The sequence below is a fragment of the Catenuloplanes niger genome (assembly GCF_031458255.1).
In the GTDB taxonomy this organism is placed as follows: domain Bacteria; phylum Actinomycetota; class Actinomycetes; order Mycobacteriales; family Micromonosporaceae; genus Catenuloplanes; species Catenuloplanes niger.
Map to the genome: position 1 here is coordinate 4,882,556 of NZ_JAVDYC010000001.1, position 24,306 is coordinate 4,906,861.

19 protein-coding genes are annotated in these 24,306 nt (G+C 72.6%); 13 read left to right on the top strand and 6 right to left on the bottom strand.

Features of this window, described 5'->3' with window-relative positions; all coding sequences use genetic code 11:
- Positions 1 to 3: 3 nt before the first annotated feature.
- Positions 4 to 1,284, bottom strand: a complete 1,281-nt coding sequence (locus tag J2S44_RS21670; protein WP_310416938.1) for a sensor histidine kinase — start codon at positions 1,282 to 1,284, stop codon at positions 4 to 6.
- Between the two features lie 443 nt (positions 1,285 to 1,727).
- Between J2S44_RS21670 and J2S44_RS21675 the strand changes: the two genes are divergently transcribed.
- The 7 genes from J2S44_RS21675 to J2S44_RS21705 all read left to right on the top strand — a co-directional run bounded on the left by J2S44_RS21675 (position 1,728) and on the right by J2S44_RS21705 (position 9,124).
- Positions 1,728 to 2,531, top strand: a complete 804-nt coding sequence (locus J2S44_RS21675) for a redox-sensing transcriptional repressor Rex (protein ID WP_310416941.1) — start codon at positions 1,728 to 1,730, stop codon at positions 2,529 to 2,531.
- Entirely contained in the window at positions 2,528 to 3,844 is a 1,317-nt protein-coding gene (locus J2S44_RS21680; protein WP_310416943.1) for a glutamyl-tRNA reductase, read from the top strand. The genes J2S44_RS21675 and J2S44_RS21680 overlap by 4 nt, the downstream gene beginning before the upstream one ends.
- Complete coding sequence (gene hemC / locus J2S44_RS21685) at positions 3,841 to 4,863, top strand: hydroxymethylbilane synthase (RefSeq protein WP_310416946.1); 1,023 nt, start codon at positions 3,841 to 3,843, stop codon at positions 4,861 to 4,863. The genes J2S44_RS21680 and hemC overlap by 4 nt, the downstream gene beginning before the upstream one ends.
- The gene (locus tag J2S44_RS21690; protein WP_310416948.1) at positions 4,860 to 6,440 is read left to right on the top strand and encodes a bifunctional uroporphyrinogen-III C-methyltransferase/uroporphyrinogen-III synthase; all 1,581 of its coding nucleotides are present in this window, start codon (positions 4,860 to 4,862) and stop codon (positions 6,438 to 6,440) included. Before hemC ends, J2S44_RS21690 begins: the two co-directional genes overlap by 4 nt.
- A 30-nt stretch (positions 6,441 to 6,470) precedes the next feature.
- Positions 6,471 to 7,454 (top strand): porphobilinogen synthase, encoded by a 984-nt coding sequence (hemB, locus tag J2S44_RS21695; protein ID WP_310416950.1) that lies wholly within the window; start codon positions 6,471 to 6,473, stop codon positions 7,452 to 7,454.
- A gap of 87 nt (positions 7,455 to 7,541) precedes the next feature.
- Positions 7,542 to 7,874, top strand: a complete 333-nt coding sequence (locus J2S44_RS21700; protein ID WP_310429833.1) for a PadR family transcriptional regulator — start codon at positions 7,542 to 7,544, stop codon at positions 7,872 to 7,874.
- Positions 7,875 to 8,632: 758 nt separating this feature from the next.
- Positions 8,633 to 9,124, top strand: a complete 492-nt coding sequence (locus J2S44_RS21705; RefSeq protein ID WP_310429835.1) for a helix-turn-helix domain-containing protein — start codon at positions 8,633 to 8,635, stop codon at positions 9,122 to 9,124.
- A 15-nt stretch (positions 9,125 to 9,139) separates the two neighbouring features.
- Here J2S44_RS21705 and J2S44_RS21710 read toward each other — a convergent pair whose 3' ends face one another.
- From J2S44_RS21710 to J2S44_RS21720, 3 genes are all read right to left on the bottom strand, one after another.
- Positions 9,140 to 12,388, bottom strand: a complete 3,249-nt coding sequence (locus J2S44_RS21710; RefSeq protein WP_310416953.1) for a lamin tail domain-containing protein — start codon at positions 12,386 to 12,388, stop codon at positions 9,140 to 9,142.
- Positions 12,389 to 12,493: 105 nt separating this feature from the next.
- Entirely contained in the window at positions 12,494 to 13,498 is a 1,005-nt protein-coding gene (locus J2S44_RS21715) for a GNAT family N-acetyltransferase (protein ID WP_310416956.1), read from the bottom strand.
- Positions 13,499 to 13,578: 80 nt separating this feature from the next.
- Positions 13,579 to 14,955 carry a lytic transglycosylase domain-containing protein gene (locus tag J2S44_RS21720; protein WP_310416958.1) on the bottom strand — a complete coding sequence of 459 codons (1,377 nt, stop codon included), beginning with the start codon at positions 14,953 to 14,955 and terminating at the stop codon, positions 13,579 to 13,581.
- A gap of 398 nt (positions 14,956 to 15,353) precedes the next feature.
- On the opposite strand from J2S44_RS21720, the gene J2S44_RS21725 reads away from it, so the two are divergent.
- Together J2S44_RS21725 and J2S44_RS21730 are read left to right on the top strand one after the other, a co-directional pair.
- Entirely contained in the window at positions 15,354 to 15,566 is a 213-nt protein-coding gene (locus J2S44_RS21725; protein ID WP_310416961.1) for an FmdB family zinc ribbon protein, read from the top strand.
- A 301-nt stretch (positions 15,567 to 15,867) separates the two neighbouring features.
- Positions 15,868 to 18,615, top strand: a complete 2,748-nt coding sequence (locus J2S44_RS21730) for an ATP-binding protein (protein ID WP_310416963.1) — start codon at positions 15,868 to 15,870, stop codon at positions 18,613 to 18,615.
- A 556-nt stretch (positions 18,616 to 19,171) separates the two neighbouring features.
- Here J2S44_RS21730 and J2S44_RS21735 read toward each other — a convergent pair.
- Positions 19,172 to 20,188 carry a 2-oxoacid:ferredoxin oxidoreductase subunit beta gene (locus J2S44_RS21735; protein ID WP_310416965.1) on the bottom strand — a complete coding sequence of 339 codons (1,017 nt, stop codon included), beginning with the start codon at positions 20,186 to 20,188 and terminating at the stop codon, positions 19,172 to 19,174.
- The gene (locus J2S44_RS21740) at positions 20,181 to 22,025 is read right to left on the bottom strand and encodes a 2-oxoacid:acceptor oxidoreductase subunit alpha (RefSeq protein ID WP_310416968.1); all 1,845 of its coding nucleotides are present in this window, start codon (positions 22,023 to 22,025) and stop codon (positions 20,181 to 20,183) included. The genes J2S44_RS21735 and J2S44_RS21740 overlap by 8 nt, the downstream gene beginning before the upstream one ends.
- A gap of 234 nt (positions 22,026 to 22,259) precedes the next feature.
- Between J2S44_RS21740 and ndhC the strand changes: the two genes are divergently transcribed.
- The 4 genes from ndhC to J2S44_RS21760 are packed head-to-tail and all read left to right on the top strand — an operon-like array spanning position 22,260 to position 24,276.
- Entirely contained in the window at positions 22,260 to 22,637 is a 378-nt protein-coding gene (gene ndhC / locus J2S44_RS21745) for an NADH-quinone oxidoreductase subunit A (RefSeq protein ID WP_306839591.1), read from the top strand.
- 53 nt (positions 22,638 to 22,690) lie between these two features.
- Positions 22,691 to 23,176 (top strand): DivIVA domain-containing protein, encoded by a 486-nt coding sequence (locus J2S44_RS21750; protein ID WP_374727885.1) that lies wholly within the window; start codon positions 22,691 to 22,693, stop codon positions 23,174 to 23,176.
- Positions 23,173 to 23,670, top strand: a complete 498-nt coding sequence (locus J2S44_RS21755; protein WP_310416970.1) for an SRPBCC family protein — start codon at positions 23,173 to 23,175, stop codon at positions 23,668 to 23,670. The genes J2S44_RS21750 and J2S44_RS21755 overlap by 4 nt, the downstream gene beginning before the upstream one ends.
- A gap of 36 nt (positions 23,671 to 23,706) precedes the next feature.
- Positions 23,707 to 24,276, top strand: coding sequence for a DNA-3-methyladenine glycosylase I (locus J2S44_RS21760; protein WP_310416974.1), 570 nt, complete (start codon positions 23,707 to 23,709; stop codon positions 24,274 to 24,276).
- Positions 24,277 to 24,306 lie beyond the last annotated feature (30 nt).

Sequence of the window (24,306 nt, forward strand, 5' to 3'; positions counted from 1 at the left end):
TGTCTAGCACGGCAGGTCGACCCGCAGCTCGGTCGGCCCGCCCATCGGGCTGTCGATGCGCAGCGTGCCGCCGGCCGCCTGCACCCGGTCGGCCAGGCCGGCCAGCCCGTGCCCCTTCGCCACGTGCGCGCCGCCGGCGCCGTTGTCCAGCACCGAGATGCCGAGCCGGCCGGCGGCGTGCGCCACGGTCAGCCAGGCCTCGGACGCGTTGCTGTGCTTGTTCACGTTGGCCAGCGCCTCGGCCGCCACGAAGTAGGCTGCGTTCTCCACGGCCGGGTCCAGCCGGCCCAGGTCACGATCGACGGCCAGCTCCACCGGTACGGTCGATCGCCCGGCCAGCGCGGCCAGTGCGCTCGGCAGCCCGCGGTCGGCCAGCACCGGCGGTGCGATCCCGCGGGAGAGCGCGCGCAGCTCGTTGAGCGTGTCCACGGTGTGCGTGAGCGCCTCGCCGAGCGTGGCCTTCGCGGCCGTCGGGTCCGTCTCCAGCTGCTGCTGCGCGCGGCCCAGGTCCATGGCGAGCCGGACCAGGCGCTGCTGCGGGCCGTCGTGGATGTCCCGCTCCAGCCGCCGCAGCGCGTGCGCCTCGGCGGAGACCGCGGCCCGGCGCTGCCCCTCGAGCGTGCTGATCCGGGTCTGGAACTGCGCCATGCCGGTCAGCAGCGCCCGGCCGGTGGCGGCGCTGAGCAGCGCGGCGCCGCGGACGACGAGCGGCAGCGTGGTGGCGAAGAAGATGCCGAGCACGGTGTAGGTCGCGATCCGGGAGCCGCTGGTGTCCGACAGGCCGAGCAGTTCGGGCAGATCGGTGCTGTCCGGCTCGTGCGGCAGCGCCCAGTCCCACATCCAGTACGTGACGCCGCCCGCCGCGCCGGCCCACCACACCACGGTGATCAGGAACGACACGGCGGAGATCGGCAGCTTGACCAGCGCGTGGGCGAAGTCCAGCCAGGACTGGACGTCCAGGATCGGCGCGAACACCCGGGACCACAGCCCACCGTTCTCCCGGCTCTTCCGGTACGCGGGCCGGAGCTGGGGCGTGCGCAGCACCGCGGGCAGGCGCCGCCGTTCCAGGTCCGCCAACCCGCGGGCGACCAGCAGGCCACCCGCCATGATCGGCAGCCCGATGACGGTGATCGCCATCCCGGCACCCAGCGTCACGGTGACGATCGTGAGGATGAACCCGATCAGTGCGAGCGGCAGACCGATCAGGACGTATCCGGAATCGATCAGCAATTGCCGCATCGGGGTCGGGGACGGGGTCCCCGATTCGGCGGTGAGCGTGGTCATGCCGAAAACGCTAAGCCCTCGACCGTACGTATCCGATCCCGCGCGCACGCCTCTTGGTAGTAGGGCTCTCCCTACCGTCGCCCGGCGCGGTTACCCGTTATTTGCAGCATAAAAGCCATTTGGCGCATACTGATTGGTGGACGTCTTCGAACGGCTCAGGGGTGAGCTGGTCGCGGCGGCGGCGGGGTGCGGCGCGGGGCTGGTCCCGGTGGAGACGGAGGGCTTCGGTGCACCGACGAAGCCCGGCGAATTCGCTAGCATGGACGACGGCCGGTTGTCCACTGCTTCGATCAAGATCGCGATTTGTGCACGCCTTCACAAGCGCCTACATTGTTAGCTCTACACGCCCCGTCAGGGCAGCCGGTAACGGCGGGTGTCGAGGGGCTTCCACAACGACCGATCCGCGGGATCGGCCGAGGATCGCTACGTCGGCACGGAGTCACATGAGCCAGCACCCCCCGCCGGGCGCGCCCGGGCACGGCGCGACCGATCAAGGCGAGCCCGGTAACCCCGCGGTCGTCGCCACGTCGCCGGACCTTCCCGAGGCCACGGTCGCCCGGCTGCCGGAGTACCTGCGCGCCCTGCACCACCTGGCCGAGTCGGGTCACGAGACGGTCTCCAGCGAGGAGCTCGCCGTGGCCGCCGGGGTCAACTCCGCCAAGCTGCGCAAGGACCTCTCCCACCTCGGGTCGTACGGGACACGCGGCGTCGGGTACGACGTCACCCTGCTCGTCGACCAGATCGAGAACGTGCTCGGCCTCACCCAGCGCCGCTCCGTCGTCCTCGTCGGCCTGGGCAACCTCGGCCACGCGCTCGCCGGCTACGCCGGGTTCGCCAGCCGCGGCTTCCGCATCGCCGCGCTCTTCGACGTCGACCCGGAGCTGGTCGGCCAGCGCATCCACGGCCTGACCGTGCGTCACCTGGACGAGCTGCCGCAGGTCGCGGCGGAGGACCCGATCGCGATCGGCGTCATCTCCACGCCCGCGGAAGGCGCCCAGAGCGTAGCCGACCAGTTGGTGGCCGCCGGCGTGACGGGCATCCTCAACTTCGCTCCCCGGGTGCTGAACGTGCCCGTCGGAGTGGACGTCCGGAAGGTGGATCTCGCGATCGAGCTCCAGATCCTCTCCTTCCACCAGCACCGCAAGTCGAGCGCGGCCGGGCCGGCCGCGCTCACCGCCCTGCCCGGCGGCCTGACCGGGTCGGGAGCACACCATTCCACCGACGCTGCGGAGGCGGTCGGATCGTGAAACTCCTCGTCGTCGGCGCGTCGTACCGCACCAGCCCGCTCTCGGTGCTGGAGCGGCTCGCGACGCCGCCCGCGGACCTGCCCGGCATCCTGGAACGGCTGGTCGCCCAGCCGTACGTCGGCGAGGCCGTGATGCTGTCCACCTGCAACCGGGTGGAGGTCTACGCGGCGGTCTCCGGCTTCCACGGCGGTCTCGGCGACATCTGCACCGTGCTGGCCGGGCACGCCGGCTTCGACGTCCCCGCCGAGCTGGCCAGCCACCTCTACGTGCACTTCGACGGCGATGCCGTGGAGCACACGTTCAAGGTCGCGGCCGGGCTCGACTCCATGGTCGTCGGCGAGCCGCAGATCCTCGGCCAGCTGCGCGACGCGTACCACTCGGCCACCGAGGCCGACTCGGCCGGCCGGCTGCTGCACGAGCTGATGCAGCAGGGCCTGCGGGTCGGCAAGCGGGCGCACGCGGAGACCGGCATCGACCGGGCCGGCCAGAGCGTGGTCACGGCCGCGCTCGAGGTCGCCGCGGAGCACCTGCCCGGCGGGCTGGACGGCCGCCCGACGCTGGTCATCGGCGCGGGCGCGATGGGCGCGCTCTCCGTCGCCACGCTCAGCCGGGCCGGGGTCGGCCCGCTGCACGTCACGAACCGCAACACCGAGCGGGCCGAGCGGCTCGCCGAGGCGTACGGTGCGCACCCGGTCGGCTACGCGGACGTGGCCACCGCGCTGCGCGACGCCGACCTGGTCGTCTCCGCGACCGCGTCGCAGACGCCGGTGCTCACCCGCGAGCTGCTGGAGGCGGCCGTCGCCGGGCGCACCGGCCGGGACCCGCTGGTGGTGCTGGACCTCGCGCTGCCGCGGGACGTCGCGCCGGACGCCGTGGACGTGCCCGGCGTGGTCGTGCTCGACATCGACCGGCTCGCCGAGGCGCGCCGGGAGCACCCCGCGTCCGCGGACACGCTCGCGGTGGAGAACATCGTCGCCGGCGAGGTGGAGAACTTCCTCGCCTGGCTGCGCGGCAAGGACGTGGCCCCGACCGTCGCCGCGCTGCGCGGGCGCGCCGACGACGTGGTCACCGCCGAGCTGCGCCGGCTCAACCAGCGGCACCCCGAGTTCAGCGACGACCAGCGCGCGGACGTGGCGAAGACCCTGCACCGAGTCGTGCAGCAGCTGCTCCACCAGCCGACGGTCCGGGTCCGCCAGCTCGCCCAGTCACCCGGCGGCGACCAGTACGCGGCACTGCTGCGCGAGCTGTTCGACCTGGAGATCCCGCAGGCGACCCACGCGGACGCCGTACCCGAGATCGGAGGACGGGCGTGACCGGCTCACCGAACACCGGCGCACCGCTGCGCCTGGGCACCCGGGGCAGCGCACTCGCGCTCGCCCAGTCACAGCGCGTGGCCGGCGCGCTCACCGCGGCCACCGGCCGGCCGGTCGAGCTGGTCCGCATCGTGACCAGCGGCGACACCTCCGCCGCGCCGGTGCAGACGCTCGGCGTGGGCGTGTTCGTCTCCGCGCTGCGCGACGCGCTGACGGCCGGGAAGATCGACTTCGCGGTGCACAGCTACAAGGACCTGCCCACCGCGTCGGCCCCCGGGCTGCACATCGCGGCCGTGCCGGCTCGGGAGGACCCGCGCGACGCGCTGATCTCCCGCGACGGCCTGCGGCTGACCGAGCTTCCCCCCGGAGCCCGGATCGGGACCGGCGCGGTCCGCCGCATCGCCCAGCTCCAGGCGCTCGGCCTGCAGTTCGAGACCGTCCCGATCCGCGGCAACGTCGACACCCGGATCTCCCGGGTCGTCGGGCCGCACGCGGACCTGGACGCGGTCGTGCTGGCCCGGGCCGGCCTGACCCGGCTCGGCCGGGACGGCGAGATCACCGAGACGCTCGACCCGATGCTCATGCTGCCCGCCCCCGCGCAGGGCGCGCTCGCCGTGGAGTGCCGCGCCGACGACGCCGACCTGATCGACCTGCTCACCGTGCTCGACCACCCGGACACCCGGGCGGTCGTCGCCGCCGAGCGGTCGCTGCTGGCCACGCTCGAGGCCGGCTGCAGCGCACCGGTCGGCGCGTACGCGGAACTCGCCGAGGGCGACGACGGCGACGAGATCTACCTGCGCGGCGCCGTGATCGCCCCGGACGGCAGCCACGACGTGCGCCTGTCCCGCACCGGGCGCCCGGCCGACGCCGTCGAGATCGGCAAGGCGCTCGCGGCCGACCTGCTCGACTCCGGCGCCGCCGGACTCTGGACGGCCGGCCCCGTACAGCCCCCGAATGGCACGACCCCGAATGCCTCACCGCGGACCGCGGAAGCACATGTAACTGGGAGCACGCAATGACCCGCACCCGTAAAGCCGTAGGCCACATCGCGTTCGTCGGGGCCGGCCCCGGCGACCCCGGCCTGCTCACCCGCCGTGCGCACGACGCCGTCGTCGATGCGGACCAGGTGATCTACGACCGGGGTCTCCCCGAATCGCTGATCGAGGCATTGAAGTCGCAGGCCGCCGAGGACGCCCAGTTCACGCCCGCCGAGGGGGCCCCCGGCGACGTCGCCAAGGTGCTGCTCTCCGCCGCCCGCTCCGGGCTGCACGCGGCGTACCTGGTCGCCGGTGACCCGTTCGGTCACGACTCGGTGGTCGCGGCCGTGCAGGCGGTCGCGCGTACCGCCGCGCACTTCGAGGTCGTGCCCGGCATCGGCCAGGCCGCCGGCGTCGCGACCTACGCCGGTGTGCCGCTGCCCGGCGTGCGCACCGCCGGTGACGTGGACGACGTGACCACGCTCGACTTCGAGGCGCTCGCCGCCGCGCTCGGCCGCGGCTCGATCTCCCTGGCCGTCGACGCCGGTGACCTCGCCGCGGTCCGCGACGGCCTGCTCGCCGCGGGCGTCGACGGCACCACGCCGGTCGGCGTCACCGGCGACGGCACCGGCGACACGCAGCACACCACCACGTCCACCGTCGACTCGTTCGTCGCGGCCGCGCTCGGCTTCACCGGCCGCGTGGTGCTCACCCTCGGTGAGGGCGTCGCCGAGCGGGACAAGCTCAGCTGGTGGGAGAACCGCCCGCTGTACGGCTGGAAGGTCCTCGTCCCGCGCACCAAGGAGCAGGCCGGCGTGATGAGCGCCCGGCTGCGCGCGTACGGCGCGATCCCGTGCGAGGTGCCGACCATCGCGGTCGAGCCGCCGCGCACCCCGGCCCAGATGGAGCGGGCGATCAAGGGCCTGGTCGACGGCCGGTACGCCTGGGTCGTCTTCACCTCGGTCAACGCGGTCCGCGCGGTCTGGGAGAAGTTCGGCGAGCACGGCCTGGACGCGCGCCACTTCGGTGGCGTCAAGATCGCGTGTATCGGTGAGGCCACCGCCGAGGCGGTCCGCGCGTTCGGCATCCAGCCCGAGCTCATCCCGGCCGGCGAGCAGTCCTCCGAGGGCCTGCTGGCCGAGTTCTCCCCGCACGACGAGATCCTCGACCCGGTCGGCCGCGTGCTGCTGCCGCGCGCCGACATCGCCACCGAGACGCTCGCGGCCGGCCTGGTCGAGCGCGGCTGGGAGGTCGACGACGTCACCGCGTACCGGACCGTCCGCGCGGCCCCGCCGCCCGCCGACATCCGCGACGCGATCAAGTCCGGTGGCTTCGACGCGGTGCTGTTCACGTCGTCCTCCACCGTCCGGAATCTGGTCGGCATCGCCGGCAAGCCGCACCAGCGCACGGTGGTCGCGGTGATCGGACCGAAGACCGCGGAGACCGCGACGGAGTTCGGCCTGCGGGTCGACGTCCAGCCGCCGCACGCCTCGGTCCCGGACCTGGTCGAGGCGCTCGCCGGGTACGCCGTCGAACTGCGCGAGAAGCTGGCCGCGATGCCGGCCAAGCAGCGCCGCGGCTCGAAGGTGCAGGGCCCGACCGCGCTCCGTTTCCGGTAGACGCTCCGTAGCCAAGGAAGGCCCAGAGACGTGTCTTTCCCCGACATCCGCCCCCGGCGTCTCCGTCACACCCCGGCCATGCGCCGGCTGGTCGAGGAGACCCGGGTGGCGCCGGCGCAGCTGATCCTGCCGATGTTCGTGAAGGAGGGCCTCACCGTGCCCCGGCCGATCACGTCGATGCCCGGCGTCGTCCAGCACTCCCGCGACTCGCTGCGCAAGGCCGTGGTCGAGGCCGTGCAGGCCGGCGTCGGCGGCGTGATGCTCTTCGGCGTGCCGGAGACCCGGGACGAGACCGGCTCCGGCGGCCTCGACCCGAACGGCATCCTCAACGTGGCGCTGCGCGACGTCCGCGCCGAGGTCGGCGACGCCACGGTGATCATGAGCGACGTCTGCCTGGACGAGTTCACCTCGCACGGCCACTGCGGCCTGCTCGCCGCCGACGGCACCGTCGACAACGACGCCACGCTCGAGGCGTACGCACAGATGGCCGTGGCCCAGGCCGACGCCGGCGCGCACGTGCTCGGCCCGTCCGGGATGATGGACGGCCAGGTCGGCGTGATCCGCAAGGCCCTGGACGCCGCCGGTCACACCGACCGCTCGATCCTCGCCTACGCCGTGAAGTACGCGTCCTCGTTCTACGGCCCGTTCCGCGAGGCCGTCGAGTCCGCGCTCGAGGGCGACCGCCGCACCTACCAGCAGAACCCCGCGAACCTGCGCGAGTCGATGCGCGAGGTGGCGCTGGACGTCGCCGAGGGCGCCGACATGGTCATGGTCAAGCCCGCGCTGCCCTACCTCGACGTGATCACCCGGATCGCCGACACGGTCGACGTCCCGGTCGCCGCCTACCAGATCAGCGGCGAGTACGCGATGGTCGAGGCCGCCGCCGCGAACGGCTGGATCAACCGCGAGGCCGCAATCCTCGAGACGCTCACCTCGATCCACCGCGCCGGCGCCCAGCTCATCCTCACCTACTGGGCCGTCGAGGCCGCCACCCTGCTCCGCGCCCGTTACTAGGCACTGTATCGACGTCGACGGGGACAGGCCCGCAAGGCTTGTCCCCATACTCAGACAATCTTTATATTTGCTGGCATGGCGAAGGCAATGCGGGAACCCACGTTCTGGATCCTCACCGCGCTGACCGACCAGCCCCGGCACGGCTACGGCATCATCCGCGAGGCCGAAACCCTCTCCAGCGGTTCCGTCCACCTCCAGGCCGGCACCCTCTACGCCGCCCTCGACCGCCTCGCCGCCGAGGGTTTGGTCACCATTGACCGCGAGGAAACCGTCGACGGCCGCCCCCGCCGCTACTACCGCCTCACCGACGACGGCGCCACCGCCCTCGCCACCGAAACCACCCGCCTCACCACCAACGCCGCCACCGCCACCACCCGCCTCCGCTCGCGCCCCACCACCCCTCGCCCCACCCCCGCCTGACCACCACCGTGCTTCACGCCACCCGGCCATCCCCACCCGGCCCGGCCTATCCCCGTCGGCCACCCTCGCGCCCACTGCGGCCCCGCCCCCTCGCCGTCGCGAAGGGCCCGCCCGGCCTCCGGTGACGAGATCAACTCGACATGTGCCCCGCGCCTCACGGCCGCCCTCCGGACTGCCGCAGTTTGTCGCTCATCGGCACCACCGACACCCACCCCTGGCTGACCGCCCCCCGGCTCTTGCCGGCTCCCGATCCCCGGCCGCCGGCCCGATCGAGCACCCGCATCCGCTCCAGAGGCCATTCCGGCGCCTTTCGAATCCATCATTCCGCACTCGATCAATCGACACCAACCGATTGAATAGACCGTGATCGTGACCGATTGGACCCCAATTTAGCGTGACCGATCGGTCCGCGATTCATCACTTTAAGTAACGGCCGTCTCCGCCGCCCCGTCTGCCCTTCCGCATCCTTTGCTCTGCTTACCTTGGCGGCGCGCGGATCTGCGCTGGTCATTCCGTCAAGTGGCGCCGGATGTGCGCATGTAAGCAGAGCAAAGTTTTGGGGTGGGGGTGGGGGGAGGGGAGGTGGGGGGTTACGGAGGGTGAAGGGTGGGGGGAGGTGGCGGGGTGGCTGGGGAGTGCGGGTGTGGGGCAGAGTGCGCGGCATGACGAGGGCGAAGAGGCGGCGGAGAGGGCGGGCTGCAGGGTATGGGCGGCCGGTGCTGCGGGGTGGGGGTGGTGGGTTTCCGGTGTCGGGGTTGGTGCGGCGGGCGCGGCGGATGTCGGACATGAGTCAGCGGGATCTGGCGCGGTGGGCGGAGGTGTCGGCGGCGGCGGTGGCGCGGGTGGAGACGGGTGGGCTGGCGCCGAGCGTGGCGTTGCTGGAACGGATGCTGGGCGTGGCGGGACTGCATCTGGTGGTGGTGGATCCGGAAGGGCGGATCGTGCAGCCGATGCGGGTGTGGGACGAGACGTACGACGGGGCGGGGCGGCGGTACCCGGCGCACCTGTCGACGATTCTGGACCCGCGGGCGGGGGAGTGGTGGGGCGACCAGTACGGGCTGGCACGTCCGCCGGAGACCTTTCACCGGTCACCTGAGTTGCGGGAGCGGCAGCGGCGGCGGAGCCAGTGGGAGGTGCGGGTGGCGCAGTTCCGGAACGTACCGCCGCCGCCGATGTGCACGGTGTGGCTGGAGGACGGGAGGCCCGCCACCGGGTGGGGTGACGGGCCTCTGGGGATCGCGGACGGGTAGGGCGACGGTGGGTGGTCAGTCGTCGTTGCGGATGGTGCCGGTGGCGACCGGGTCGGCGTTGCGGACGCCGGGGACGCCGGCGACGAGCAGGCTCAGCCGCTCGTCCGCTTCCGGCTTGCGGTCGCCGGTGACAGAGACCGTGAACGTGGTGCCGGTCCGGCCGGCGGCGATGGTGGTGCAGCGGATCAGCGGGCTGTAGTCCGAGCCGGCCGAGGCGGTGATGCCCAGCGTGGTGGCGCAGACGACGACCGGCTTGGTGGTGGCGCGGGACAGCGAGACGTCGAACATCAACTGGGCGGTGCCCCGGTCCCCCTCGGTGACCTGCGCGTCGGTGACCGTCAGGGCCGGCCGGGTGTGGAAGCGGGCGACCTGCGGGTCGTGGTCGCTGCTGCCGCGGGAACCGTTCGTGGAGTCCTCGGCGGACCAGTCGGCGTTGATGTGCGCGGCGCGCATCTCGATCAGGTCGGCGTAGAGCGCGTCGTTGACGAAGAGGTGGTCCAGCGTCTGCGTCTGGCCCTCGTACGAGTACGAGTAGGCGGACGAGGGCGCGTCGGCCAGCAGGTCGTCGTACAGGTTGTGCAGCCCGGCGTCGTACAGCGGGCCGAGCTGGTCCGACGTGGCCGGGTTCGCCGCGGTGGCGATCGGGTCGTCGGGGCGCGGGAACACGTTCAGGTCACCGCCGTAGACGACCCTGGCCGTGGCGTCCGCGGCCTCGATCGCGTCGACGATCGCGGCACCGTACGCGGCCTGCTCCCGGCGCTGGCCGACGCGCGAGTCCGGACCGGACGAGTAGTGGTTCGCCACCGCCCAGAGCGGATACGTGTCGGACGAGCCCGGTGCGGCCCGCACGACGAACCTGCCGACCTGCGGGGCCCGGGTGAAGACGTTCGCGCCGTCGACGCCGGTGGACGTGTCCACGTCCGCCGGCAGGACCGCGTTCAGCGCCTTCGGGTTCTGCACGTCCGCGTTGCCGGCCAGGCCCGCGCCGCGGTACCGCACGGTGGGGGACGAGCCCAGCACCGGATCGGCCGCGGTCGCCGGGGCCAACGACAACCGGTCGGTGCGGTAGAGGAACGCGGTCGTGATGCCGCGCGCGTCCGCGCCGTTCCGATCGTAGGCGGCGGCGTAGGCGGGGCCGCCCGCGCGGGTGACGGTCAGCGCCAGCTCCTGCAGCGTGTCCGGTGCGCCGTCCGCGTCGTTCGTGGTGCCGCAGACCAGCTCGCCGCCGGTCACGGCGCAGATGTCCTGGTCCTCGGCCTCCTCGACCAGGATCAGGTCCGGGGCGTGCAGGTCCTTGATGATCTGGTCGGCGAGGTTGGCCAGCTGCGTGTCGTACTCGGCCTGGCTGCCCGGCACGTAGTCGAACGGCGGGGAGACGCCCGCGCAGCCGGCGTTGCCGGTGAAGTCGCAGCCGTCGAACGGGTCGTCGCGGTAGTCGTAGAGGTTCTCCACGTTGTACGACGAGATCGCCAGTTCGGAGGACCGGTCGGCCGGCTTCGGCGGGTTGTTCCGCGACGGGTCGGCACCGTTCGCGAACGAGATCGCCTCGGCCTGCACGGCGTACTTCTCGAACGTGTAGTAGAGACCGCCGACCGCGTCCGCGGTGAGCCGGTCGAACGTCTTCGCGCCCGGGATCAGCGCGGTGCTGTCGTTCGCCGCGGCCTTCACGCCCATGCTGGCGATCATGATGCGGCTGCCGTTGCCGTTGTCGAACAGCCGGCCGGGCACGTCGTCCAGCGGGTGCGCGTCCCGGAACACCCGGCGCGCGTACGGGTCCGTGCGCTTCAGGATCGGGTCGTCCCGGTCGAGCAGCCACACCTCGCCGTCCGCGGTGGCCGGGTACACGTTGCGGCCGCTGACCGTCTGCGCGCCGGACCGCACGCGCATGCGCTCACCCTCGTGCCGCTCCCAGAAACGGTCCGCGGCGGCCAGGTCGGCCGGCGGACGGGCGTCGGTCGTGGCCACCACCGCGTTCACGTCCAGGCCGGACGCGACCGTGCTGACCAGCGAGGCGCTGCTGAGCTGCGTGTAGTCGTAGTACTCGGAGACGCGGGCGCGCAGCACCACCTCGTCGCCGGCGACCGGCACGTAACCGCCGATCAGCGACGTGAACGTGCCCATGAACACGAAGATGCCGTCCGCGCTGGCCGGGTCGCCGTCGGTCGCGCCGAGACGGCTCTGCAGGAAGAAGCCGTACGTGGTGGCGCCGGCCGACGTGCGCGCCTGGGTCAGCTGCGTGATCACGCCCTGCACGAAGTGGTACTGCGCGCTGCCGGCGTTGCCGGACGCGGGCGCCAGCGGCGAGCGGTGGCCGCGGGCGTCACCGGTGTCCGGCGTCGCGCCCTGCACCTCGCCCACGGTCAGCAGCCCGGCGACGGTCACGGTGGCCGTGCAGGCCGCGGTGCCGCCGCCGGCGTCCGACGCGGTGACGGTGACCGGGTAGGTGCCGGCCGGCACGTCCGCGGCCACCCCGATCGTGGCGGTCGCGGTGCCGCCCGTCGCGGTCGCGGGCGTGAACGCGGTCCGGGTGATGCCGGCGACCGGGCTCGTCACGGCCAGCTCGATGATCACGTCGTCCGCGTCGGTCGCGGTCACGGTGCCGGTGCCGGCCGTGCCGGCCACGGTGGAGATCGCCGGGCAGGAGAACACCGCCGGCACGTCCACCGGGCCGCCGCCGTCGACCGTGTGGAAGCCGAGACCGTCCACGGTGTCGGTGGCGAAACCGGCCCACCGCTCCGCCGGGTCGAACGCGTCGTCGACCACCGTGTCGCCCGCGGTCACGGCAGGCAGCCGGCGCAGCGTGTTGTCCGCGGTGCCGGTCAGCCCGGTGCCCCACTCGGTGCCCGGGTCGACGCCCACCTGGCCGAGCGAGTCGACCACGCCGGTGCCCTTGACCAGCACGAGCGCGTCGTCGCCGTTGTAGAAGCTCGCGCTCGACGTCTGGTCCGCGACGGCCAGGATCGCCGCGTTCGCGGACGCGTGAGCGAGCACGAACACGTCGCCGTCCGCGACCGAACCGGTCAACGGCACACTGCTGAACGACGTGCCGCCGTTGAAGTACAACCGGAGCGCGTACGCGGACAGGTCCACCGTGGCACCCGTACCGTTGAAGATCTCGACGGCCTTGTTGTTGCCGCTGCCTTCGATGTATTCGGAGATGAACAAGTCGGGCGACGCTGCGGTCGCCACGCCGGGCACGAGACCGATCGCCGCAACGGCGGTGACCGTGCCGGCCAGCGTGGCGCGCCAGAGCCGAGGGCGCATGAATCCTCCAGAGAAGGACGACCAGAACCCACGCACGGTAAGGCGCCTCACCGGCCGCCGTCTATCTCCCGGTGGTCGTGGCTGTTAACTTTCGGCGCCGCGACCTCAGACGTTCTCCAGTCGATGCACCAGTTCGCCCACATCGGCCCCGTATTCGCACCACTCCCGGTCCGGCTGGAAACCGAGTTCGGCGTTGACCTTCAGCATGGGTACGTTCGACTGCGCGTTCCACGTCTGCACCTCGGTCAGGCGCGGCTCCGCGGACCGCAGCTCGAACAGCATGCGTGCCTTGATCGCCCGGTCGATGCCGTACCCGCGGTGGTCCTGCACGACGATCGTGTCGTACTGGTCCGCGCGCGTCGGGCGCTGCACCGGCACGACCACCTCGGTCAGGCCGGCCACCGCACCGGTCCGCTCGTGCACGGCCAGCACGATGTGCGGGGTCATGCCGCGGCGGTGCAGCACGTTCAGGCTCTCCCGCAGCCGGCGCGCGTCGTACGAACTGGGGCGCAGGTCGAGGTCGCCGTTGTCGCTGTCGCGCAGCTCGGCCTTGGCCATCGCGTACGCCTCCAGCATGTCGTCCGGCGGCCCGCCCGGGAAGTACTCCACCCGGTAGCCGGCCGCGATGCCGCGAGCCATCTCGCCCAGCGACAGCCAGTCCACCGTGGACAACCGGAGCACGCTGCGGGTCTCCACGTACTCCCGTTCGAAGCCGAGCGACTCGAAGAACGCCACGGCCGGGGTGCCGCCGACCACCTCCGCGCCGATCGACGAGAAGCCCTCGGCGAAGACCCGGCGCGCGGCCGTGGCGACCAGGCGGCGGGCCACCCCGGTGCGGCGCACCCGCGGATGGACCAGCACCTCCAGCACCCCGATGCCGCCCAGCAGGAGTACCGTCACCAGACCGGTCAGGACGCCGTCGTCGTCCACCGCGACCCAGCAGACCCGGCGCTCGCTCGGCATCGTCTCGGCCAGGTACTCCCGGAGGTGGTCGTCGCGCCACGGCGGATCATCCGGGAGATCAGCCGCCAGCGCCGCGTTCAGCGCCCCCAGCAGGTTCTGGAAATCGCTGTCCGGCGCCGTCCGGGGATCCCACTCGCGCACTGTCACGGATACAGCTTGCCGTGACAGTGCGCCGGAGGAAAGCGTGCGTCCACGCCGGGTCGTGGCGGCGGCCGGCCGCCGTCACGCTACGTCTGACTGCGCAGCCCGAAGTCGTTCGCCGCCTCGTACACCGACTGGGCGTAGGGCTCCACGTTGTTGTAGGTCAGGATCGCGTTCCACCAGTCCTCGGTGGTCGACAGGTCCTTGTCGTTCGCGCACAGGTAGTTACCGGCGGCCAGCGCCGCGTCGTCGATGTCGTTCGGGTCGGTGACGCCGTCGTTGTCCGCGTCGATCTTCCACAGCGCCCAGGTGGTCGGGATGAACTGCATCGACCCGATCGCCCGGTCGTACGTGGTGTCGCTGTCCAGCCGGCCCTGGTCGGTGTCCGGGATCAGCTTGCGGTCACCCTGCCCGTCCAGCGGCAGGCCGTAGATCGGCGGGTTCGACTCGCCGTCCGGGAGCAGCGCCGCGCCGTTCGCCCGGCCGTGGTTCGACTCGACCCGGCCGATCGCCGCGAGCGTGGTCCAGTTCAGGTGACAGTTCGGCTGCCGCTGGCCGACCACCCACTCCGCGTAGCCGTACGCCTGCAGCGCCACCGGCGGGATGTCGACCTTCGCGCCGACCTGCTGCGCCCAGGCGGCGAGCGCGTCCGCCGGCCGGGCACCCGGCACCGGCGCGGTCGGCGTGGCGCTCCCGGTCGGCGCCACCGGCAGATCCGTGACCAGCGGCGGCAGCGGTGCGTCCGTGGCCGGCACGGGCAGGCCGGTGTCGGCCGCACCGGGTGTGGGCGTCGCGGCGGGCGGCGGCTCCGTGGCCCGGTTGCCGGCGGCGGCCGGGACCAGGACGCCACCGGCCGTGCCGGCGGCACCGAGCAGCGCGAGGAACAGCAGACCGGGCAGCGTCAGGCGTCCCCACCGGCCGCGTCGCCAGGCGGCGGCGCCGTCGAGCGAGCGCTGCGCCATCCCGTGTACGGCGGGGAAGCGGCGCAGCAGCGGGTTCAGCGGGACGGCGGCGTGCCGCGGCGCCGTGGGCGGACGCAGCCGCCGCCGGGTGAGCCGGGCCAGGCCCAGCGCGGCACCGCCGGCCAGCGCGGGCTGCGCCACCGGCGGCAGGTCGGTCTTGGTCGCACCCGGGTCACCGGCCGCACCACCGGCGGCGGTGCTCGGCTTCGCGTCCGTGCCCCGCTCGGCGGCCTTGTCCGGGCTCGCGCCGTCGCCGGTTCGGGGAGTGACGGCCGCCGCGGACCCCGCCGTGGCGGCCGGCGTCGCGCCCCTCGCCGGGTCGGCGGACGCCGCCTCGGCCGACGCCGCGTCACCGGACGCCGCGGATGCAGCGGACGCGGCCGTCGTCCTCCGGTCCGGGGCCGGGGAACCGGACGGCCGTTCCTTCGCCGCGGGTGCGGCCGGCGCGGGCGGCTCCGCCGACGGGCGTGGGCGTGGGGAACCGGTGGTGGCGGGGGTCACCGCCGGGGTGGCGGTCGCTCCGCTATCGGGTGAATCCGCCTCGATCACGGACGAGCCGGAAGGACGGGCGGCGACGGGCTCGGAGATCGCCCGTTCCGCGCGCTCGGCCGTACCCTCGGCGGGTTTGTCGGTTTTCGCGCGTGTTTCGGCGGCGGGTTCCGGTTGCTCGATCGAGTCACTGGCGACTCCCCACGACCGCGGTACGGGAATGGGGGATTTATCCGAATCAACCGGTTTGCCGGGTGTGTTGCTCATTCCCGGCGATGATGGTTCTTTGGTCGGACTGTCCATATTCGGCATCCCTGACTCCGGCCGGCCGTCCCCGTCCATCACTCGTCGAACCTTACCCATGTCCGCGTGACTGCCGGAACCGGTGCGTGCCGCCGTACCCTCTTGTCATGCCACGCTACGACTTCCGCTGCCGGGCCTGCGGCGCGACGTTCGAGGTCAACCGCCCGATGACCGAAGCCGCCGACCCCGCCTCGTGCCCGGCCGGTCACGATGACACCGTGAAATTGCTCTCCACCGTCGCGGTCACCGGCCGGGGCGGAGCGGCCCCGGCACCCACCGGCGGGGGTGGTTGCTGCGGTGGCGGATGCGGCTGCGGCTAAGGTCATAAAAAGCACTTATCCCCGCAATTCGCTCGGGTTTAAACCGTGCGATTGGGCCTTTCGGATGATCATCCGGATGGTCGTCAGCTCTGACCTGTCGTGCCACAACCGGCCCCGGCCGGTCTCGTTGTCCCAGCCGTAGTCGCCCGGCTGACACCCGGTGCGGCGGAAACGGCGGCTCGATGACCCCGTGCTCGGCTACTACCTTGGGGGAGCCGGGGCCATCCGTTTCGAGGATGTACCTGGTCGAGCGGGTACGGCAGCATGATTCGCGACTTCCAGGGGGGCGGAGGTTCCACGCGTGTCGGCAATGGATCACCTGCCAAGCGGCCTGGTGACGTTCTTGTTCACCGACATCGAGGGTTCAACACGGTTGGCCCAGATGCTCGGTGCGGGATACCGGCCGGTGCTCGAAGAGCACCGGCGGCTGTTGCGCGAGATCATCGCGGCGCACCACGGCACCGAGCTGTTCACCGAGGGCGACTCGTTCTTCATCGCGTTCGCCGACGCCACGGACGCCGTCACCGCCTGCCTGGCCGCCCAGCGCGCGCTCGCCACCCACGCCTGGCCGGTGCCCGGCGCCGCCCCCAAGGTCCGGATGGGCCTGCACAGCGGCTACGCCACCCCCGTCGGCCGGGAGTACGCCAGCCCCGAGGTGCACCGCGCCGCCCGGGTCGCCGCCGCCGCGCACGGTGGCCAGGTGCTCTGCTCGGCCGCGACCGCCCGCCTCGCCGCGATACCGGCCGACGCCGGGCTGCTCGACCTCGGCCTGCACCGGCTGCGCGGATTCGACGGCCGCGAACGACTGTTCCAGCTGACCGCGCCCGGCCTGGAGACCGAGTTCCCGCGCCCGCGCACCGAGGCGGCCGCGCACAACCTGCCGCACCAGCCGACCACGTTCGTCGGCCGCGGCGCCGAGTGCATCGAACTGGCCACGCTCGTCGAGACGCACCGCCTGGTCACCGTGGTCGGCCCGGGCGGCGCGGGCAAGAGCCGGCTGGCGATCGAGACCGCCGGTGGCCTGGTCGAGCGCTTCCCGGACGGCGTCTGGTACGTCGACGTCGCCCCGGTCACCGACTCCGGGCTGGTCGCGTTCGCCGTCGCGGCCGTGCTCGGCCTGCGCCCCGAACCCGGCCGCCCGATCCTCGACACGCTGGTCGAATCCGCCGCGAACCGGCGCATGCTGCTCGTACTCGACACCGGCGACGCGCAACTCGCCGCGGCCGCCGAGGTCATCTCCTCGCTGCTGACCGGCGGGACCGGGGCGAAGGTCCTGGCCACCAGCCGCGAGCCGTTCCGGGTGGCCGGCGAGGTCGTCTGGCGCATACCGCCGCTCTCCGTCGCGCCCGGCCCCGGTGGCGCGCCGTCCGACGCGGTCGCGCTGCTGATGGACCGCACCTCGCTCGCCCGGGGCGGGCGCGCCCCCAGCCCGGCCGAGGTCACCCACCTGGCCCGGGTCGCCGGCCGGCTCAACGGGCTGCCGCTCGCGATCGAGCTGGCCGCGGCCCGCCTGCGCCTGCTCTCCGCCAGCCAGCTCGCCGAACGCCTCGACGACCTGCTCGGCGCGCTCGACGCCGGCTCCGGGGACACCGACGCCACGGTCGCGATCGGCCCGGCCGCCCGCGCCGCGTCCGCCGCCTCCCGCAACCAGACCATGCAGGCCACGGTCACCTGGTCGTACCGGACGCTCGGACCGCGCGCCGCCCGGCTGCTGCGCTGGCTGTCCGTCTTCGCCGGGCCGGTCGACCTGCCCACCGTCGAGTGGGTGCTCAAGGACGACCCGCTGGACCCGCTCGCCGTGCTGGTCGACAAGTCGATGGTGCAGGTCGAGCCGCACGCGTCCGGCACGCTCTACCGGATCCTCGACCCGATCAAGGCGTACGGTGCCCGCCGGCTCGCCGACGCGGGCGAGGAGCACTTCGCCCGCGACCAGCACGTCGACTGGTCCATGCAGGCCCTTCAGCGCGCCCACCTGGACCAGGGCGGGCAGCCGATCACGCTGTCGCTGTACGCGCTCGACCCGCTCGCCGACGAGGTCCGCGCCGCGCTGCGGTGGACCTCCACCGGCGGCAGCGCCCGCTCCGGCCTGCACCTCGCGCAGGGCCTGGACCAGTGGTGGCGGGAACGCGGCCTGGCCCGGGAGGGGCGGCTGTGGCTGTTCCGGATGTACGGGCGGATGGCCGAGACCGGCGAGCACATCCCGGACGCCGAGCTGGCCCTGGCGTACCACATGCACTCGCTGCACGCCGGCGCCGACGGTGAGTCCGCCGAGGAGCAGCGCTTCGCCCAGCGCGCCGAGCTGCACGCCCGCCGCTCCGGCGACCCCGGCCTGCTCGTCCGGGTGCTCTCCACCCGCGGCGGCCCGCTGATCTTCCAGGGACAGTACGCGGAGGCCGAGCGCCAGGTCTGCGAGATCATCGAGTGGGCCACCGCGAACGGCGTGCCCGGCGACGCGCTCTACGCCATCTACAGCCTCGCCGAGCTGCTCTGGCGCCGCGGCGCGCTGGACGAGGCCGCCGAGCTGCTCGGCGCGGCCCGCAACGTCGAGGCCGGCCGTCCGCTCGAGCGCGGCCGGCGCGGCGTCGACATGCTGCTCGGCATGATCGCGCTCGGCCGCAACGACCTGGTCGCCGCGCACGAGCACCTGGTCGTCGCGCTGCGCTCCCGGATGGGCCACGGCTTCCACCGCCGCGCCTGCGACACGATCAACGCGATGGCTGTCCGCTGCGCCATGGGCGGCGACCCGGTCACCGCCGCCCGCCTGTTCGGCGCCACCGCCGCGATGCGCTCGTCGCTGCGCAGCACGCCCGGCATCTTCGCCAACTACTGGACCGAGCACCAGCAGTTCGTCCGCGCGGTCATCGGCGACGACGCGTTCGACCGCGCCTACGCCGAGGGCAACGACCTCTCCCTGCCGGAGGCGGCCGCGGCCGCGCTTGCCGTCGAGCACCCCGACCTCAGCTCCGACAGCGGCCGTTTCCTCGACACCGGCCGCCTGCTCGACCTCGACACCCGGACGATCGAGCTGCCCCCGGGCCGCCGCCCCTGACCCACCGCGCTCGGGCGCCGTGACCGTGCCCCGGCGCACCATGTCCGGCATCTGCACCTATCACGCCATTCACGCCGCTTCGTCCGGCTTCCACCCCGTACTCCGGCAGGCTTTGCTCTGCTTACCTGGCACAAACCGGGCGGATCGGCGCCGTCGATGTGTCGGTCGCCGACAGGTAAGCAGAGCAAAAGCAGCGGGAAAGCGGGATCGATGGTTGTTCGCGACGGGTGGAGCGTGGCGCGGCGGAACCCGGGTGCGGGGGTCACTACGAGGCTGTGTCGATCTTCGGCTCGGCCGCTGCGGTGGGGCGGTCCGGCCTGACGAGGAGTGGAACCGGCCTGACGAGAGCGCGGAACGGTGGCCGGTTCCGGCAGCGGCGCCGGTCCGTTAGGGGGCGCCGGTCCGGCAGCGACAACCGGCAGCAGCGACAACCGGCAGCGGCGCCGGGGCGGCAGCGGCGGGCCGGAGCGGATGCACGTGGCTGCCGAAGGCGCGGTGGATCAAGGGTGAGGCCGGCGTGGCCTGGTGGGCGGGGCCGCGCGTGGCGGCCCCGTCCTCAGATCGTCCAGGTGTCGCCCGCGTGCAGCAGGCCGGTCAGCTGCTCCTCGGGCGTGCCGGTCGCGGCCTCGCGGGCGTCCGCGACCTGCTGCTGCAGCACCTCGTCGTAGGTGGGCCGGGACACCGCGCGCAGCACGCCGATCGGGGTGTTGCGCAGGTCGAGGGCGGGCAGGCGGGACAGCGCGAACGCGTACGCCGGATCCGTCACCGTCTCGTCGTGCACCACGATTTCTGCCGGGTCGACGGACGCGGTGGGCCGGACCGACAGGCCGAAGCCGCCGGGCGGGTGCACCACGCACGAGTCGCCGAACGTGATCGGCTGCCCGTGCTCCAGCCGGATCAGGTACTCGTCCCGCGTACCCACGTCCTTGAGGGTCTCGAACGCGCCGTCGTTGAAGATGTTGCAGTTCTGGTAGATCTCCACGAACGCCGAACCGCGGTGCGCGGCCGCGGCGCGCAACACCGACTGCAGGTGCTTGCGGTCCGAGTCGATGGTGCGGGCGACGAACCCGGCCTCCGCGCCGAGCGCCAGCGACAGCGGGTTGAACGGCGCGTCCGCGGACCCGACCGGCGTCGACTTGGTGACCTTGCCGAGCTCGGAGGTCGGCGAGTACTGCCCCTTGGTCAGCCCGTAGATCCGGTTGTTGAACAGCAGGATCTTCAGGTTGACGTTCCGGCGCAGCGCGTGGATCAGGTGGTTGCCGCCGATCGACAGCGCGTCGCCGTCCCCGGTGACCACCCAGATGGACAGGTCGGGCCGGGTGGCGGCCAGCCCGGTCGCGATCGCCGGCGCGCGGCCGTGGATCGAGTGCATGCCGTACGTGTTCATGTAGTACGGGAAACGCGACGAGCACCCGATGCCGGAGATGAAGACGATCCGTTCACGCGGGATGTTCAGCTCCGGCATGAAGCCCTGCACCGCGGCCAGGATCGCGTAGTCCCCGCAGCCGGGACACCAGCGCACCTCCTGGTCGGACTTGAAGTCCTTCGCGGTGAGTTTCAGCAGCTCAGCCATTCTTCACCACGTCCTCCAACGCGGACTCCAGCTCGCCCGCCGTGAACGGCAGACCGCTGACCTTGTTGAACGGCAGCGCGTCCACCAGGAACCGGCCCCGGATCACGTGCGCGAGCTGCCCCAGGTTCATCTCCGGGACGACCACCCGGTCGTACCGTTTCAGGATCTGTTCCAGGTTGGCCGGCATCGGGTGCAGGTGACGCAGGTGCGCCTGGGCGATGGTCAGCCCGCGCTGCCGCAGCGCCCGGCACGCCGCCCCGATCGGCCCGTACGTCGAGCCCCAGCCGAGCACCAGCACGCTCGCCGAACCGTCCGGGTCGTCCACGGTCACGTCCGGCACCGGGATCGTCTCGATGCGCTGCGCCCGGGTGCGCACCATCAGGTCGTGGTTCGCCGGGTCGTACGAGATGTCGCCGGTCTTGTCCGCCTTCTCCAAGCCGCCGATCCGGTGCTCCAGCCCGGGGGTGCCCGGGATCGCCCACGGCCGCGCCATCGTCGCCGGGTCCCGCAGGTACGGCAGGAACCGCCCGTCCGGTGAGTTGGCCGCGGACGCGAACTCGACGGTCAGGTCCGGCAGCGACGCCACGTCCGGCAGCAGCCACGGCTCCGACCCGTTCGCCACGTAGTTGTCGGACAGCAGGATCACCGGCGTGCGGTAGGTGAGCGCGATCCGGGCCGCCTCGATCGCGGCGTGGAAGCAGTCCGACGGCGACTGCGGCGCGATCACCGCGACCGGTGCCTCGCCGTGCCGGCCGAACAGCGCCATGTTCAGGTCGGCCTGCTCGGTCTTGGTCGGCATGCCGGTCGACGGGCCGGCCCGCTGCACGTCCACGATCACCAGTGGCAGCTCCAGCGCCACGGCCAGCGAGATCGTCTCGCCCTTCAGCGCGACACCGGGCCCGCTGGTGGTGGTGACGCCGAGCGCGCCGCCGTAGGACGCGCCGAGCGCGGCACCGATCGCCGCGATCTCGTCCTCCGCCTGCATGGTGGTGACGCCGAGCCGCTTGTGCTTGGACAGCTCGTGCAGGATGTCCGACGCCGGCGTGATCGGGTAGGCGCCGAGGAAGAGCGGCAGCCTCGCGCGCACCCCGGCGGCCACCAGGCCGAGCGCGAGCGCGGTGTTCCCGGTGATGTTGCGGTACGTCCCGGCGGCCATCGGCGCGGGCGCGATCTCGTACCGCACCGCGAACGCCTCGGTCGTCTCGCCGAAGTTCCACCCGGCGCGGAACGCGGCCTGGTTCGCCGCGACCAGCTCCGGCCGGGCCGCGAACTTCCGTTCCAGGAACCGCAGTGTGGACTCGAACGGGCGCGAGTACAGCCAGCTCAGCAGCCCGAGCGCGAACATGTTCTTGGCCCGCTCGGCGTCCTTCTTCGACACTCCGGCGTCCGCCAGCGCGGCCACGGTCATCGAGGTCAGCGCGACCGGGTGCACCGCGAACCGGGACAGCGAGCCGTCCTCCAGCGGATTCGCCGCGTACCCCACCTTGACGAGGCTGCGCTTGCTGAACTCGTCCGTGTTGACGATGATCACGGCGCCCGCGGGCAGCTCCGGCAGGTTCGCCTTGAGCGCGGCCGGGTTCATCGCGACCAGCACGTCCGGCGCGTCGCCCGGCGTCAGGATGTCGTAGTCGGCGAAGTGCACCTGGAAGCTGGAGACGCCGGGCAGCGTGCCGGCCGGCGCACGGATCTCGGCGGGGAAGTTGGGGAGCGTGGAGATGTCGTTGCCGAGCTGCGCCGTCTCCGACGTGAACCGGTCACCGGTGAGCTGCATGCCGTCACCGGAGTCGCCCGCGAAGCGGATGACCACCCGATCCAGCCGGCGCACCTGCTTGCTCATGCCGGACTCCCATCCGAGCCGCGGCCCCAGCGCGGTCGGCGCCGAGCCGATGGTTCGCTCCCGAGCTCGCTCATGCCTGCACCCTTCGATCGCCTCAGGGGTTGTGTGCCAGAACACACCATTCCAGAGCCTACGTCGATTCCGCGACTTACGGCTGTCGCGAGATCGACCCAGCGTGGCGGAGCCGGCCGACGGGCGTGTGCCGCGGCCGGCCGGCGACTAGGCTCGTCGAGCGTGGAGGGATACCTCGGGTCGTACGCCACGCTCGGCCTGTTGCTGCTGGCCAGCGTGCTGATCTTCGTGGCCGCGTTCGGGGCGAACCGGCTGCTCCGCCCGGCCGCGCCGGCCGACCCGTTCGGCAAGCGCGAGCCGTACGAGTGCGGGCTCGACCCGGTCGGCGGCGACTGGGCGCAGGCGCAGATCAGGTACTACGTCTACGCGTACCTCTACGTGCTCTTCGCCGTGGAGAGCGTCTTCCTGTTTCCCTGGGCGGTGGTCTTCGACCGGCCCGGCTTCGGGGTCACCACTGTGGTGGAAATGGCAGTATTCGTGGCCGTTCTGGCGCTCGGGATCCTCTACGCCTGGCGCAAGAACGTCCTCCGCTGGAGCTGACCCACGGGGTGGCGGTCTCGCCATGATCGGTCCGCCATGTCACGATCCCCGCTATGGGTCTGTTCATCACTCTCGTCACGGCGCTCGTCGTCGCGGCGATCATCTTCGGCGTCACGGTCCTGGTCAGCGGCAGCGACCCCGCACTGGTCCCGGCGGAGCCGGACGGCCGGGCCGTGCCGCTGCCGGGCAGCCGCCCGCTGCTGGAGGCCGACATCGCCGACGTCCGCTTCGACACCGCGCTGCGGGGTTACCGGATGGCCCAGGTGGACCAGGCACTGCGCCGCGCCGCCTACGACATCGGGTACAAGGAGGAGCTGATCGGCGTGCTCGAGGCCGAGGTCGCCGCGCTCCGGGACGGCCGTCTCGACGACGCGGACGCGCTGCGCAAGGCCCGGGAGGAGGCGCTCGCGCCGGCCGCACCGGCCACCACCGAGCCAGTTGCCGAAAACAACGACAATTCCGGCGGTACGTCGGAGAGCGCCACGGTTGCCGTAAAGACCGACGAGCCGGCCGCGACCGACTCTACGGTGAAGGCATGACCCAGCCCGACCCGGCCGAGAACCTCCGGGAGGCCGCCACCCCCGGCGCCGGCGAGGTGACCGCGACCGTGATCGTCAACGCGCCCGCCGCCACCGTCTTCGCCGCGTTCACCGCGTGGACCAAGCAGTCCGAATGGATTCCGTTCACCAAGGTCCGCGTGGTCGAGGGCGACGGCGGCGAGGGCAGCCTGGTCGAGGCCGTCACCGCGATCGGCCCGGCCGTGCTCCGCGACGAGATGCGCGTGGTCCGCGTCGACGCCCCCTACGAGGTGCGCGTCGTGCACTGCGGGAAGTTCCTGCGCGGCCCCGGCGTGCTCCGCTGCACCCCGATGGAGAACGACCGGACCCAGGTCGTCTGGCACGAGTGGTTCCACCTCCCCGCCGGTGCCCTCGGCAAGGTCACCTGGCCGTTCCTCTGGCCCGGCTCCAAGGTCAGCCTCAAGCAGGCGCTGAAGAGGTTCGCCACCATGGTCGAGAACGGGCGCCTCCCGTAGCGGAGCCTGTCGTACCCCGCGCCTATCGTGGGCCGCATGTCTGACCTGGTCGTGGGCGAGGACGGTCTCGCCCGCTGCACGTGGGGCGCCAGCACGCCCGATTACGCGCTCTACCACGACCGCGAGTGGGGCCGTCCGGTGCGCGACGACGACGGGCTCTACGAGCGGCTCACGCTGGAGGCGTTCCAGTCCGGCCTGTCCTGGCTGACCATCCTGCGCAAACGTCCGGCGTTCCGGGCCGCGTTCGCCGGCTTCTCGATCGCGGCCGTCGCCGAGTTCGGCCCGGACGACGAGGCCCGCCTGATGGCCGACGCCGGCATCGTCCGCAACCGACTCAAGATCGAAGCCGCACTGGCGAACGCGCGGGCCGCGCTGGACCTGCCGGAAGGCCTGGCCGCGCTGCTCTGGTCGTTCGCCCCGCCGCCCCGCCCGCGCCCGGCGACGAACGCCTCCGTTCCCGCGCTCACCCCCGAGTCCACCGCCATGGCCAAGGCACTGAAGAAGCGCGGCTTCCGCTTCGTCGGCCCCACCACGGCGTACGCGTTGATGCAGGCCACCGGCATGGTCGACGATCACCTCCAAGACTGTCACGTCCGGATCGTGTGACGCGCGCCCGGCGTGTCCGGGGTCTTGGCT

Coding starts and splice junctions, on each gene's coding strand:
- J2S44_RS21670 (WP_310416938.1), bottom strand. CDS start 1,284: ATGACCACGCTCACCGCCGAATCGGGGACCCCGTCCCCGACCCCGATG.
- J2S44_RS21675 (WP_310416941.1), top strand. CDS start 1,728: ATGAGCCAGCACCCCCCGCCGGGCGCGCCCGGGCACGGCGCGACCGAT.
- J2S44_RS21690 (WP_310416948.1), top strand. CDS start 4,860: ATGACCCGCACCCGTAAAGCCGTAGGCCACATCGCGTTCGTCGGGGCC.
- J2S44_RS21700 (WP_310429833.1), top strand. CDS start 7,542: ATGCGGGAACCCACGTTCTGGATCCTCACCGCGCTGACCGACCAGCCC.
- J2S44_RS21710 (WP_310416953.1), bottom strand. CDS start 12,388: ATGCGCCCTCGGCTCTGGCGCGCCACGCTGGCCGGCACGGTCACCGCC.
- J2S44_RS21725 (WP_310416961.1), top strand. CDS start 15,354: ATGCCACGCTACGACTTCCGCTGCCGGGCCTGCGGCGCGACGTTCGAG.
- J2S44_RS21735 (WP_310416965.1), bottom strand. CDS start 20,188: ATGGCTGAGCTGCTGAAACTCACCGCGAAGGACTTCAAGTCCGACCAG.
- J2S44_RS21740 (WP_310416968.1), bottom strand. CDS start 22,025: ATGAGCAAGCAGGTGCGCCGGCTGGATCGGGTGGTCATCCGCTTCGCG.
- J2S44_RS21750 (WP_374727885.1), top strand. CDS start 22,691: ATGGGTCTGTTCATCACTCTCGTCACGGCGCTCGTCGTCGCGGCGATC.
- J2S44_RS21755 (WP_310416970.1), top strand. CDS start 23,173: ATGACCCAGCCCGACCCGGCCGAGAACCTCCGGGAGGCCGCCACCCCC.
- J2S44_RS21760 (WP_310416974.1), top strand. CDS start 23,707: ATGTCTGACCTGGTCGTGGGCGAGGACGGTCTCGCCCGCTGCACGTGG.